10 protein-coding genes and 1 riboswitch are annotated in these 12,677 nt (G+C 72.0%); of the genes, 6 read left to right on the top strand and 4 right to left on the bottom strand.

Going from position 1 to position 12,677, the window contains the following annotated elements; translation table 11 throughout:
- The first annotated feature begins 140 nt into the window (after nucleotides 1–140).
- The 3 genes from ACRDTB_RS17140 (at nucleotide 141) to ACRDTB_RS17130 (ending at nucleotide 4,620) form a co-directional block, all read left to right on the top strand.
- Nucleotides 141–557 carry a hypothetical protein gene (locus ACRDTB_RS17140; RefSeq protein ID WP_431431395.1) on the top strand — a complete coding sequence of 139 codons (417 nt, stop codon included), beginning with the start codon at nucleotides 141–143 and terminating at the stop codon, nucleotides 555–557.
- A 290-nt stretch (nucleotides 558–847) separates the two neighbouring features.
- A complete protein-coding gene (locus tag ACRDTB_RS17135) occupies nucleotides 848–1,453 on the top strand; it encodes a hypothetical protein (RefSeq protein ID WP_431431394.1) in 606 nt (201 codons plus the stop codon).
- A gap of 278 nt (nucleotides 1,454–1,731) precedes the next feature.
- Nucleotides 1,732–4,620: an XRE family transcriptional regulator gene (locus tag ACRDTB_RS17130; protein WP_431431393.1), complete on the top strand. Its 2,889-nt coding sequence runs from the start codon at nucleotides 1,732–1,734 to the stop codon at nucleotides 4,618–4,620.
- Nucleotides 4,621–4,646: 26 nt separating this feature from the next.
- Here the strand turns inward: ACRDTB_RS17130 and ACRDTB_RS17125 are convergent, their stop codons facing one another.
- Nucleotides 4,647–5,153, bottom strand: a complete 507-nt coding sequence (locus tag ACRDTB_RS17125; RefSeq protein WP_431431391.1) for a DinB family protein — start codon at nucleotides 5,151–5,153, stop codon at nucleotides 4,647–4,649.
- An 88-nt stretch (nucleotides 5,154–5,241) separates the two neighbouring features.
- A riboswitch (S-adenosyl-L-homocysteine riboswitch) is annotated at nucleotides 5,242–5,316 on the top strand.
- Between the two features lie 41 nt (nucleotides 5,317–5,357).
- Between ACRDTB_RS17125 and metH the strand changes: the two genes are divergently transcribed.
- Nucleotides 5,358–8,993, top strand: coding sequence for a methionine synthase (gene metH / locus ACRDTB_RS17120; protein WP_431431389.1), 3,636 nt, complete (start codon nucleotides 5,358–5,360; stop codon nucleotides 8,991–8,993).
- A 53-nt stretch (nucleotides 8,994–9,046) separates the two neighbouring features.
- Nucleotides 9,047–9,394: an MmcQ/YjbR family DNA-binding protein gene (locus tag ACRDTB_RS17115; RefSeq protein ID WP_431431387.1), complete on the top strand. Its 348-nt coding sequence runs from the start codon at nucleotides 9,047–9,049 to the stop codon at nucleotides 9,392–9,394.
- A 6-nt stretch (nucleotides 9,395–9,400) separates the two neighbouring features.
- Here the strand turns inward: ACRDTB_RS17115 and ACRDTB_RS17110 are convergent, their stop codons facing one another.
- Nucleotides 9,401–10,222, bottom strand: coding sequence for an EamA family transporter (locus ACRDTB_RS17110; protein WP_431431385.1), 822 nt, complete (start codon nucleotides 10,220–10,222; stop codon nucleotides 9,401–9,403).
- A 62-nt stretch (nucleotides 10,223–10,284) separates the two neighbouring features.
- Complete coding sequence (mug, locus tag ACRDTB_RS17105) at nucleotides 10,285–10,830, bottom strand: G/U mismatch-specific DNA glycosylase (RefSeq protein WP_431431383.1); 546 nt, start codon at nucleotides 10,828–10,830, stop codon at nucleotides 10,285–10,287.
- Between the two features lie 18 nt (nucleotides 10,831–10,848).
- Between mug and ACRDTB_RS17100 the strand changes: the two genes are divergently transcribed.
- Nucleotides 10,849–11,145 carry a hypothetical protein gene (locus ACRDTB_RS17100; RefSeq protein WP_431431382.1) on the top strand — a complete coding sequence of 99 codons (297 nt, stop codon included), beginning with the start codon at nucleotides 10,849–10,851 and terminating at the stop codon, nucleotides 11,143–11,145.
- Here the strand turns inward: ACRDTB_RS17100 and ACRDTB_RS17095 are convergent.
- On the bottom strand, nucleotides 11,130–12,353 hold the full coding sequence (locus tag ACRDTB_RS17095; RefSeq protein WP_431431380.1) for a right-handed parallel beta-helix repeat-containing protein: 1,224 nt from the start codon (nucleotides 12,351–12,353) through the stop codon (nucleotides 11,130–11,132). The two genes, ACRDTB_RS17100 and ACRDTB_RS17095, sit on opposite strands and share 16 nt — an antisense overlap.
- Nucleotides 12,354–12,677 lie beyond the last annotated feature (324 nt).

The following is a 12,677-nucleotide window of genomic DNA, read 5'->3' as shown; positions in this document are numbered from 1 at the left end:
CGTCAAGGGGAGCAATTCGACAAAGGCGTTGCTCGTGGAAATGCGGCGCGTCCGCCCGGCCCGCGCGAAGTCGGGGATTGGCGGTGCGACGGGCTGGGTACTCCGCCATTTGGAGGGCCGAACTTGGAGGTGCAGGACGCATGCTGATCCTCGGCTTGCTACTGGTGGTGGTGAGTGTTGCCGCTGCGGCCGTGCTGATCGCGTTCAACGGCGGGGGCGGGGCCGAGTCCGTCGCCGTGTTCGGGCAGGACCTCGGCAACGTCACGTTGGTACAGGCGTTCGTCGCTGGAACCGTTGTGGCGCTTGTGTTTCTGCTCGGCGTGTGGATGATCGTCTCCGCCGGGCGGCGCGGCCGGGAGAGCCGGGCGCGGTACCGCGAGGCGCGCCGGGAGGCCCGGCACGCGGCCAAGGAGCGCGACGAGTTGGCCGACCGGGTGCGCCGTGATGACGAGCAGCGCGCCGAGCAGGAAACCGCCGCGATGCCGCCGACCGGCACGCCCGCGACGCCGGTCGAGCCCGGGCGACACACCACGCCACCGGCCGACAAGAACAAGTAACCGACAACCACGAGGGCCTGCCTTCACCCGGGCCCCGTCCTGGCCGGTCACGATCATGCGCATCCCCCCGGCGCGCATCGTGACCGGCCCTTTTGTGCTCGAACAGATACGGAAAGCAGCCCAGTCGCACGTACGAGGTAGCGGCTTTTCCATACATGACACGCCGATCTGGGTAGCCCGGTGAAATGTGCCTGCGGAGGGTGGTTAGCCTGTCACCCCATCGTGGCTGTTGATCGCGCCAGGCGATCAGCAGGTTTCTCTTCACCAACCTTTGCTCGCCGGAGGCATACATGGCACACACCTCGACCGCGCGCCGCCGGTTCGGCGTCGCTCTCTCGACGCTCAGCGTCGGCGTACTCGCCGCGGTGGCGCTCGTGGGCATGGCTGGCACGGCCAGCGCCCACAAGCCGAAGATCGCCGCCCAGTGCACGGAGGAGGGCACCGTTCTCGAAGTGCGCATGAAGGACTACAACCCCGACGGCGAGAACTCCCTGACGGTCACGGACGGCGAGACCGTCTTGCTGGGGAAGACCGTCTTCGGGCGGGAGTTCGAGCAGACCTTCGACGGGTTGGACCCGGCGGTCGAGCACACGTTCACGGTCGACGTGAAGGCGCACGACGATCCCAACGGCGACAAGGGATTCACCCGCGTCCTGACCGCGACGGCCGAGGCCTGCGTGACCCCCCCGCCCACCACGACCGAGCCCCCGCCCACCACGACCGAGGCGCCGCCGACCACGACCGAGGCGCCGCCCACCACGACGACCACTGAGGCCGCTCCGCCGCCGCTGGCCGAGACCGGCGCGAGCATCGCGCTGCCGCTGGGCATCGGTGCCGTCCTGCTGGTCGGTGGTGGCGTCCTGCTGTTCATCGTGCGCCGCCGTGGCCGCGCCTGACGCAACCAGCTGAACGAAGACGAAGGGGCGGGCCCGTACGGGTCCGCCCCTTCGTCGCGTTCGCGAGTCGGGCAGGGTTCACAGGTCGGCGAGAAAGTTGCTGTCGGTCACGTACGGGTCTGCCATCACGGTGCTCCTTTCTGCTGCGAACAGGTTTAGGGCACCGGCGTTGTTCAGTGTCCGGTGCTGGACGCTGAACAACGGGATGTGAACAATGCGCGGGTAAGGAGGTGGCGCGGTTGCCTCGTGGGGAGAGGCCGCTCGGGCCTGGAGCCGACGTGCTGCTGCGATTCGCCGGGGAGCTCCGGCGACTGCGCGAGCGGGCCGGCCGCCCCACCTACCGCGAGCTCGCCACCCGCGCGCACTACTCCGCGGCCGCGCTGTCCGAGGCGGCCGGCGGGCGCAAGCTCCCGACGCTCGCGGTGACCCTGGCCTACGTCACGGCATGCGGCGGGGACACCGCGGGCTGGATGGCCCGCTGGCGGGAGACCGCGGCGGAGCTGGCCGGCGAGGCCGCCGAACCCGAACCGCACGGCGGCGAGGCGCCCTATGTCGGGCTGGCCGCGTTCCAGCCGGCCGACGCGGCCCGGTTCTTCGGCCGGGACCGGCTCGTCGACGAGCTCGTCGCGCGCGTGCGCGCCACGCGGTTCCTCGGCGTCTTCGGGCCGTCCGGGTACGGCAAGTCCTCGGTGCTGCGGGCCGGTCTCATCGCACGGTTGGAGCCGGAGCCGGTCGTGGTGCTCACCCCGGGCGCGCATCCGATCGAGGAGTGCGCGGTGCGGATCGCCGCCCGGCTGGGCGAGTCCGCCGCGGTGTTGCGGTCCGAGTTCGCGGCCGATCCGGCGAACCTGCACCTGCGCGTCCGCCAGGCGATGGCCGCCGCGGACGACGATCGGCCCGACGATCAGCCCGACGCCGGCGACCTCGTGCTCGTCGTGGACCAGTTCGAGGAGGTCTTCACCCTCTGCGCGGACGCCGACGAGCGCGCCTGGCTGATCGACGCGCTCGTCACCGCCACGCGCTCGGCCAACAGCCGGACCCGGGTCGTGCTCGGCGTGCGGGCGGACTTCTACGGCCACTGCGCGCGGCACCCCGAGCTCGTCACCGCGCTGCGCGACTCCCAGATCCTGGTCGGCCCGCTCGACGAGGACGAGCTGCGCGACGTGATCGTGAAGCCGGCCGAGCAGGCGGGCCTGCGCGTGGAGACCGCGCTCGCGGCCCGCCTCATCGCGGTCACCGCGAACGAGCCCGGCGCCCTGCCGCTGTTGTCGCACGTGCTGCTGGAGACCTGGCGACGCCGCCACGGCACGACGCTGACGCTCGGCGGCTACGAGTCCGCGGGCGGGCTCCGGCACGCGCTCACCCGTACCGCCGAGGACATCGTCGCCGGGCTGGATCCCGCGCGCCGGCTCGTCGCGAAGCAGCTCTTCCTCCGCCTGTGCGCGCTCGGCGAGGGGACCGACGACGCCAAGCGCCGGGTGAGCCGCGAGGAGCTCGCCGACCTGCCCGGCGCGCCCGAGCTGCTCGACCGGCTCGCGGCCGCCCGGCTCGTCACGCTGGACCGGGACAACGTCGAGCTGGCTCACGAGGCGCTCATCCGGCACTGGCCGCGGCTGCGCGAGTGGCTGACCGAGGACCGCGAGGGCCTGCGCATCCACCGCCAGCTGACCGACGCCGCGCTGGCGTGGAAGTCGCTGCACCGGGACGCGGGCGCGCTGTACCGGGGCGCCCGGCTGGCCCGCGCGCAGGAGTGGGCGGCCGCCCTGCCCGACGGTGCGGAGGAGGCGCTTTCCCCGCTGGAGCGGGAGTTCCTGCACGCGAGCCGGTCCGCGCTGGTAGCCGAGCGGACCGCCGAGCGGCTGCGCACCCGGCGGCAGCGGCGGCTGGTCGCGGTGCTCGTGGTGCTGGTCGTATTCGCCTCGGTCACGACCGTGTCCGCGGTCCTCGCCCAGCACGACGCGACCGAGCAGCGCAACGCGGCCGCCGCCCAGCGGGTGATCACCCAGGCGACGCTGCTCGTCCGGACCGACCCCGACCTCGCCGAGCAGCTGGGCCTCGCGGCCTACCGGCTCGCGCCGACCCCGGAGAACAAGGACAGCCTGCTGCGCATCGCGGCGGCGACCGCGGAGCGGCAGGTCGACCAGGTCGGCTTCGAGCCGGGCGGGCGGATCTGGGGCGTGCGGATCGGGGAGACCGCGGTGACCATCAACGACGTCACCGATCCCGACTACTCCGGCGACGGGCAACCGCTCACGACGCCGACGGACACGGCCGACGGCCCGACGGTCGACGCGATGGCGTTCGCCCCGGACGGCCGGACCCTGGCGATGGTCACCCTGCGGAAACGGGTCCAGGCCTGGGACCTGACCGCGCTGCCGGACCGGACGCCGATCGCCTCGTTCACCGCGCCGCCGGGAGCGTGCGATCCGTCGTGCTCGCAGCTGGCGATCCACCCCGACGGGCGCACGCTGGCGTTCGCGAGCAGCCAGGGTGGTGCCTGGTTGTGGCGGGTCGGCGACCCCACGGACGCGCTGCGGCCGATCCCCGACAGCGGGGTCGGCCTGCGGGGGATCGCGTTCAGCCCCGACGGCCGGCTGCTCGCCACGGCCGAGGAGAGCGGCCGGATCGTGCTGTGGGACGTGGCCGAGGCCGCGACCCCCGAGCCGCTCGGCTCCATACGGACGGGCTCGGTCACCTACGCGCTGAACGGTTCCTGGATCGCGTTCACCCGCGGCACCCGGCTGATCGCCACCGCGGGCCGGGAGAACACGGCGGTGATCCACGACATCTCCGACCCGCGCCGGCCGCGGCACGTCGTCACGCTCAGCGGGCACGCGGAGTCGGTCTCCTCGGTGTCGTTCAGCCCGGACGGCCGCATGCTGGCGGCGGCGAGCGCGGACCAGACGACGGCGTTGTGGGACCTGCGGCGGCCGCACGCGGCGCGGCTCGTCGGCCGGCTGAGCGCGGACCTGGAGGTGCCGCACCGGGCGGCGTTCGGCCCCGACGGGCACACGGTCGCCACGGCCGGCAAGGGGCAGCGGCTCCTGTTGTGGGAGACGGACTTCGCCCGCCTGACGGCGACCATCTGCGCCCGGTCGGTACCCATGGACCGGGCCCGCTGGAACCGCTACTTCCCCGGCGTCGAGTACCGCGAGCCGTGTGGCTAGTGCGGTGGCCGGAAACGTTCACCGCACTAGGCGCCGACGGTGCCGTCGATGCCCTCGCGCAGGAGGTCCGCGTGGCCGTTGTGCCGGGCGTACTCGTGGATCAGGTGCAGCATCACCAGCCGCAGCGACACCAGCTCGTCCCAGCGCGCGTTGTACCCCGTGACGTCCAGCGACTCCGCCTCGCGCTCGATGCGGCGGGAGTGCTCGACCTCGGCCTCCCACGCGGCGAACGCGGTCGAGCGCGTCGAGCCCGCCGGGTCGTAGGCCGCCTGGAAGTCGCCCTCGGGGGACCAGATCAGCGCGACGTCCTCGCCGTCGATGACCCGGCGGAACCACGTGCGCTCGACCTCCGCCAGGTGCCGGACCAGGCCCAGCAGCGACAGCGTCGAGGGCGGCATCGACCGGCGGCGTAGCTGTTCGTCGGACAGGCCGTCGCACTTCATCGCGAGCGTCGCGCGGTGGTAGTCGAGGAAGGCGCGCAGCATGTCGCGTTCCCCACCCGTCAGCGGTGGGTCGATCCGTTCGGTGGGCACGGTTGTTCCTTCGTGGCGCGATCGGGTTCGAGGTGTGTTGGACCACCACTCTTGGCGTCCTGGATCCGGGACCGGTAACTTAGCGTGCAGGGCCGAGAGGCGCTGCAACGGACAACTGTCCGCCACGCTCGGCCCTGGACCGACGTAACCTCGGCCCTGGACCGACGTAACAAGGGCGCCTCCCGAACCATGGGAGGTGCACAGGTGACCAAGTCCGACACCGACGCGAGCAGGGCGCTGCGACGACTACTCGACCGGCGGATCGCGGTGCTCGACGGTGCCTGGGGCACGATGCTGCAGGGTGCGGGCCTGAACCCGGCCGACTACCGGGGCGACCGCATCGGCGACGGGCATCCGAAGGACGTCACCGGTGACCCGGACCTGCTCAACCTCACCCGCCCCGACGTCGTGCTCGACGTGCACCGGCAGTACCTGAGCGCGGGCGCGGACATCACTACCACCAACACCTTCACCGCGACGAGCATCGGCCAGGCCGACTACGGGCTGGAGTCGATGGTCCGCGAGATGAACGTGCGTGGCGCGCGGCTCGCGCGCGAGGCCGCGGACGAGTTCGGCGACCGGTTCGTCGCCGGCTCGATCGGCCCGCTCAACATCACCCTCTCGCTCTCGCCCCGTGTCGAGGACCCCGCCTTCCGCGCGGTCTCGTTCGACGAGGTCCACGACGCCTACGCCGAGCAGATCGCCGGCCTGGCCGAGGGCGGGGTCGACCTGCTGCTCGTCGAGACGATCTTCGACACGCTCAACGCCAAGGCCGCGATCGCCGCCGCCCGCGAGGTCGCCCCGCACCTGCCGCTGTGGATCTCGGTGACCGTCGTGGACCTGTCCGGCCGGACGCTGTCGGGCCAGACGGTCGAGGCGTTCTGGAGCTCGATCGAGCACGCCGACCCGATGGTCGTCGGGGTGAACTGCTCGCTCGGCGCCACCGAGATGCGCCCGCACGTCGCGGAGCTGTCCCGCCTCGCCGGCAGCTACACCGCCTCGTACCCGAACGCCGGGCTGCCCAACGCGTTCGGCGGCTACGACCAGACGCCCGGGGAGACCGGCCGGCTGCTCGGCGAGTTCGCCGACGCCGGCATGGTCAACATCGTCGGCGGCTGCTGCGGCACCACGCCCGCGCACATCGCGGAGATCGCCCAGGCCGTGCGGGGCATGACGCCGCGCAAGGTGCCCGCGACCGAGCCCACCGCGCGGTTCTCCGGGCTCGAGCCGTTCGAGATCGGCGCCGACACCGGCTTCGTCATGGTCGGCGAGCGCACCAACGTCACCGGCTCCAAGCGCTTCCGCCGGCTCATCGAGTCCGGTGACCACCAGGCGGCCGTCGACGTCGCCCTCGAACAGGTCCGCGGCGGCGCGAACCTGCTCGACGTCAACATGGACGCCGACCTGCTCGACGGCGAGCAGGCGATGACCACGTTCCTCAACCTGATCGCCACCGAGCCCGAGGTCGCCCGCATCCCGATCATGGTCGACAGTTCCAAGTGGACTGTCCTGGAGGCGGGGCTGAAGTGCGTGCAGGGCAAGGGAGTCGTCAACTCCATCAGCCTCAAGGAAGGCGAGGAGCCGTTCCTGCGGCAGGCACGGAAGGTCCGCGACTACGGCGCCGGCGTGGTGGTGATGGCCTTCGACGAGCAGGGCCAGGCCGACACCGCCGACCGCAAGGTGGAGATCTGCGCCCGCGCCTACGACCTGCTCACCCAGAAGGCCGGCTTCGCGCCCGAGGACATCGTGTTCGACCCCAACGTGCTCGCGGTCGCCACCGGCATCGCCGAGCACAACGGGTACGCGAAGGCGTTCATCGACGCGCTGCCGCGGATCAAGGAACGTTGCCCGGGCGCGCGCACCAGCGGCGGCATCTCGAACCTGTCGTTCGCCTTCCGCGGCAACGACGTCGTGCGCGAGGCCATGCACTCGTCGTTCCTGCTGCACGCGGTGCGTGCGGGGCTGGACATGGGCATCGTCAACGCCGGCCAGCTCGCGGTGTACGAGGACATCCCGGCCGACCTGCTCGAGCTTGTCGAGGACGTGCTGTTCGACCGCCGCGCGGACGCCACCGACCGGCTGGTGGCGTTCGCGGAGAACGTGCGGGGGTCGGGCACCAAGCGTGCCGTCGACCTGTCCTGGCGCGAGGCGTCGGTGAACGAGCGGCTCGCACACGCGCTGCTGCACGGCATCGTCGACTTCATCGAGGAGGACACCGAGGAGGCCCGCCAGCAGGCGGACCGTCCGCTCGACGTGATCGAGGGCCCGCTGATGGACGGCATGAAGATCGTCGGCGACCTGTTCGGCGCCGGCAAGATGTTCCTGCCGCAGGTGGTCAAGAGCGCGCGCGTGATGAAGCGCTCGGTCGCTTATCTCGAGCCGTTCATGGAGGCGGAGAAGGAGCGGGCCCGCCTCGCGGGGGAGATCTCCGTCGACCGCGGCCAGGGCAAGGTCGTGCTGGCCACCGTGAAGGGCGACGTGCACGACATCGGCAAGAACATCGTGGGCGTCGTGCTGGGCTGCAACAACTACGAGGTGGTCGACCTCGGCGTGATGGTGCCCGCCGCGAAGATCCTCGACACCGCGGTCGCCGAGGGTGCCGACGTGGTCGGCCTGTCCGGGCTGATCACGCCGTCGCTGGACGAGATGGTCGGTGTGGCCACCGAGATGCAGCGCCGCGGGCTGAAGCTGCCGCTGCTGATCGGCGGGGCCACGACCTCGCGCCAGCACACGGCCGTGCGGATCGCGCCGGCCTACGACGCGACGACGGTCCACGTGCTCGACGCCTCCCGGGTCGTCGGCACGGTGTCGGACCTGCTCAACGCCGAGCGCGCGGCCGACCTCGACGCGGCGAACCGGTCCGAGCAGGAGCGGCTGCGCGAGCAGCACGAGCACCGGCACGCGAAGCCGCTGCTGACCCTCGACGAGGCGCGGGCGAACCAGGAGCGGGTGTCGTTCGAGGACCTGCCGGTGCCGGCGTCGCTCGGCGGGTGGGTCGTCGAGCCGCCCGTGGCGGTGCTGCGCGAGCTGATCGACTGGCAGTTCTTCTTCCTGGCCTGGGAGCTGAAGGGCAAGTACCCGGGGATCCTGGACAGCAACCCGGCGGCGCGCGAGCTGTTCGACGACGGCCACGAGCTGCTGGATGAGATCATCGCGGCCGGACATTTCCGGGCCCGCGGCGCGTACGGCTTCTGGCAGGCCCACGCCGAGGGCGACGACATCGTCCTGCACCGGCCCGGGGGCGAGGTGCGGATGCCGATGCTGCGCCAGCAGACCACGAAGCCGGAGGGCCGGCCGAACCGGTCGCTCGCCGACTACGTGGCGCCGGCCGGCGACCACCTCGGTGGCTTCGCGGTGGCGATCCACGGCGCGGACGAGCTGGCGGCGAGGTACGAGGCGGACAACGACGACTACCGGTCGATCATGGTCAAGGCCCTGGCCGACCGGCTCGCCGAGGCGTTCGCCGAGCACGTCCACCTGCGGGTCCGGCGCGAGTGGTTCGATCCCGACGAGCAGCCGGTGCTCGCGGACCTGCACGCGGAGCGCTTCCGCGGCATCCGGCCCGCGTTCGGCTACCCGGCGAGCCCCGACCACAGCCAGAAGCGCGACCTGTTCGACCTGCTCGACGCGGACCGGGTGGGCATGGCACTCACCGAGTCGTACGCGATGACCCCGGCCGCTTCGGTCAGCGGATTGATCTTCGCCCACCCGGCGTCGCGGTACTTCACGGTCGGCCGGATCAACCGCGACCAGGTGGCGGACTACGCGGCGCGGCGCGGCATGGACGTCGGCGAGGTCGAGCGCTGGCTGCGGCCGAACCTCGCGTACGACCCGTCGTAGCGGTTCGTCGGTGGGGTAGCGGTTTTGTCGGTGGGCCGTGGTGTGCTGTCGCCATGGCCACCGCAGACGACGTCCGCCGCATCGCGAACGGCCTGCCGCGCACGGTCGAGCGGATCGTGCGCGACCAGGTGAAGTTCAACGTCGGCCGGATCGTGTACCTCGCGCTGTCCCGTGACGAGCAGACGCTGGGTCTCGCCTTCCCGAAGGAGGAGCGCGCCGGCATCGTGGCGGCCGAGCCGGAGAAGTTCTCCTTACCGTCCACGGGGGACATGCGATATCACTGGGTCCACCTGCGCCTCGACGCCGTAGGTGTCGACGAGCTGCGCGAGCTGATCGTCGACGGCTGGCGGATGGTCGTGCCGAAGAAGGTCGCCGCGGCATACGACGCCGCGGAGCCGTAGGTGCCGTCAGGTCGCGGCCAGCACGGCCACTCCGGTCAGGCATCCGGCGATCCCGAACTGCTGGAGCGGGGAGACCCGCTCCAGCAGCACGACGCGGGCGAGGCCGATCGTCACGACCGAGTGCAGCGCGGCCAGCACGGCGACCACGCCGAGGAAGCCGAGCGTCGTCGCGGCCGCGTACATGGTGTCGCCCGCGGTGGAGAACAGGCCGATCGCAAGGAGCACCGGCAGGTCGGCGCGGCGGACGGCCGGTCGCGTGCGCGTCGCGACGAGCGCCGCCGCGACGAGGAACAGGGCGGCGAGCCGGGCGACCAGCAGCGCCCACGGCAGGTCGCCCTCACTGGCGGCGTCCATCATGACGTAGAACGCGCCGAACCCCACCGCGGACGTCGCCCCGTGCGCGATGCTCGGCCCCACCCGGCCCGCCGAGTCCGCGGTCCGCGAGGCGACCGTGATGCCGGCGACGATGAGCACCAGCCCGGCGGTTTGCGGCACCCCTGGCACCTCGCCGAGCACGAGCCCGGCCACCAGCGGCACGGCCGGCGCCGCCGCCGAGATCGGCGCGACGAGGCTCATCCGGCCGACCGCGAGCCCCCGGTACAGCGCCGCCACCCCCACCAGCTCCGCGACGCCCGCCACGGCCGCCGCGGCGAGGTAGTTCGGACCGGGCGGGCCGGCCCCGCGAACCAGGACGACCACGGCGACCAGCGCCAGCGAGGTCGTCTGGGCGACGAGCAGCACCGACAGCAGCCGCATCGAGCGGCTGCGCAGCCCGCCGAGGAAGTCGCTCACACCCCAGCCGAGGCTCGCGCCGAGCGCCAACAGCATCGCGAGCAATCCTCACCCCTCCACGTCGAACGATCACCATGCCACGGCCGGGCCGGCACGGCCTACGACCGCGGCGCGCCCCGCAGTGCCCGGAACTGCGCGGTGAGGGTCGGCAGCTGGTAGTGCGCGCTCCGTCCGCTCGTGTTGGGCAGCACCCAGACCCGGGTCCGGCCGATGGCCTCGTCCTGCTCCCCGACGACCGCTCCGCGCCGGCCGAACGCCGTGCGGTAGGCGGCGATCCCCACCACGGCAAGGAATCGGGGCCGGTGCCTGCCGACCAGCCGGGTGAGCCGCGCGGCCCCGGCCCGAAGCTCGTCCGCACCGAGCTCGTCGGCCCGGGCGGTGGCCCGCCCGACGACGTTGGTCACCCCGAGCCCGAAGTCGAGCAGCTCCTCCTGCTCGTCGGGGCGCAGCTGCCGAGGCGTGAACCCGGCCCGGTGCAGGGCGGGCCAGAACCGGTTGCCGGGCCGGGCGAAGTGACACCCGGTCGCCGCGGAGTAGAGCCCGGGGTTGATCCCGCAGAACAACACGTCGAGCCCGGCCCGGACCACATCGGGGATCCTCTTGTCCCGCGCGGCGTCGAGGTCGGCTGCGGTAGGTCGGCGCACCGACCCAGCATCTCGCGGATGCCGACGCCCGACGAGCCGCTCGCCGAGGTCGAGACGGCCAAGCGGTTCGACCGCGTCGTGGCGGATCGCGACCTGTCCGGCCGCCGGACCTCGGCCACGCCTGGGGGCCGCCCGGCCGCGCGGACCCCGACGATCCTGTCCGCTCTCACCTACCCGACACCTCGCTGGGTGCTCGAGCCCCTCACCGCGCCGCGTGGCTCGCCGGTCTCCGCGTTCCTCGGACCGCCGCGCATCACGTTCCCGGCGGACACCCGCCGCTGGTGGTCCGCGTCCGGCCGTCAGGGGGCTCGGTAGGAGCCGGTGAGGAAGTAGGTGTGGGTGTCGGAGCCGTTGCCGTAGAGCAGCTGCAGGGCGCCCTCCGGGGTCACGGCGAGCGTGCCGTCACCGGCCTCGGGGTCGGCGCCCTTGACGTGGCCGATGTGGGTGAGCTGGGTCGGCCAGGTCACCGCATCGGGCATCGAGCCGATCTCGACGCGGGCACTGACGCCCCCCGCCTTCGGGATGACCCCGCCACGCAGGTGGACCGTGTCGCCGTCGACGAGGTACTGCGGCGCAGACTCGGCGTCCGGGTGGTAGTCGGCGCCCATCCTGATCGGCGACCAGGGGACCTGGGGGGCGCTGTTGTTGCCGATGTAGGTCTCGCCGCGGGACCAGAAGCTGGTGTGGATCGGGGTCCGGTAGCCGACGATCTGGTTGCCGACGATGGTCGCGGACGCGGGTGTGCCGGAGATCCCCGCGAGGAAGATCCCGGGCAGGGCGGGCCGGCGCGCGCCGGCCACGTCGATCACGTTGCCCGTGACGAGACAGTGGGTGGGGGCGAGGACCCGCGTGGCGTTCCCGGTGATCAGTGCGATGCCGCGCGGGCAGCCGAGCACGGTGTTGCCGGTGATGGTGAGGCTTTCGCCGCCGTGCGTGTCGATCCCCTCCCAGTCGATCAGCGACACGTGGTTGCCGACGACGGTGATGTGCCGGCTGCGGTCGGCGGCCACGTTGGTCACGTCGGTGAGCGCGATCCCGTAGGTGTTGGGCACGCCGGCCGTGAGCGGCGCGTCCGCGATCACGTTGCCGTTGATCGTGAGCCGGTTGCCGCTGATCACCATGATCCCGGAGTAGAGGAACCGGGAGATCATGTTGTCGTGCACGGTGCAGGCCGTGCACCACTCGAGCCAGACGTTGTCACCGCGAGAGCCCTCGAGCCGGCAGCCGTGCACGTCGACGCCGGTGATCGGATCGTCCTTGCTGCCGCGGACGTGGATCAGCTTCTGCGTGACGTCGTAGCCGGCGTCCGGGCCACCACCCTCGATCCGCACGCCGTCGAACTCGACCCGCGAGGTGGTCACCTCGAATGCCGCCCCAGCCTCGCGGGTGAAATGCCCGCCGATGATCCGGCACGGCACGGTGACCCGCATCGTCTCCGTGAGCGGGATGACGACGCCGCTGTCGCAATGGATCTCGCCACCCACCCGCAGCGCTGCCACGAGCTCGTCCTGCGTGGTGATCATGAGGCAACCGGCCAATCCTGGATCGGGGACGCACGGTTCGGTCCGAGTCGTGCTCGACCGCGAAGTTCATGATCTCGGGGCAGGAACGCACCGACAAGCGCCCAACCGGACCAGCCCCGGAAGCCCTCCGGCTGGAGATCCACTACTACCGCGTGGGCGAACACCCCAGAGCCATCGAACCGGTCCCATCCCGTGTGGCGCCCCCGGCAGGACTCGAACCTGCGACCCAGAGCGTCTCAGAAGACCTGGTCATCGGTGTCCCTTCATGTACCTTTCCGCTGGTAGAGCCCCGCATTGTCGACCCATCGTGACCCTTCGTGGGAC

Origin of the sequence: Actinophytocola sp., from assembly GCF_050699935.1 — a bacterium.
Classification (GTDB): Bacteria; Actinomycetota; Actinomycetes; order Mycobacteriales; family Pseudonocardiaceae; genus Actinophytocola.
This window is presented reverse-complemented; position numbering and strand designations above follow the sequence as displayed.

Coding starts and splice junctions, on each gene's coding strand:
- ACRDTB_RS17140 (WP_431431395.1), top strand. CDS start 141: ATGCTGATCCTCGGCTTGCTACTGGTGGTGGTGAGTGTTGCCGCTGCG.
- ACRDTB_RS17135 (WP_431431394.1), top strand. CDS start 848: ATGGCACACACCTCGACCGCGCGCCGCCGGTTCGGCGTCGCTCTCTCG.
- ACRDTB_RS17115 (WP_431431387.1), top strand. CDS start 9,047: ATGGCCACCGCAGACGACGTCCGCCGCATCGCGAACGGCCTGCCGCGC.
- ACRDTB_RS17110 (WP_431431385.1), bottom strand. CDS start 10,222: ATGCTGTTGGCGCTCGGCGCGAGCCTCGGCTGGGGTGTGAGCGACTTC.
- ACRDTB_RS17100 (WP_431431382.1), top strand. CDS start 10,849: ATGCCGACGCCCGACGAGCCGCTCGCCGAGGTCGAGACGGCCAAGCGG.
- ACRDTB_RS17095 (WP_431431380.1), bottom strand. CDS start 12,353: ATGATCACCACGCAGGACGAGCTCGTGGCAGCGCTGCGGGTGGGTGGC.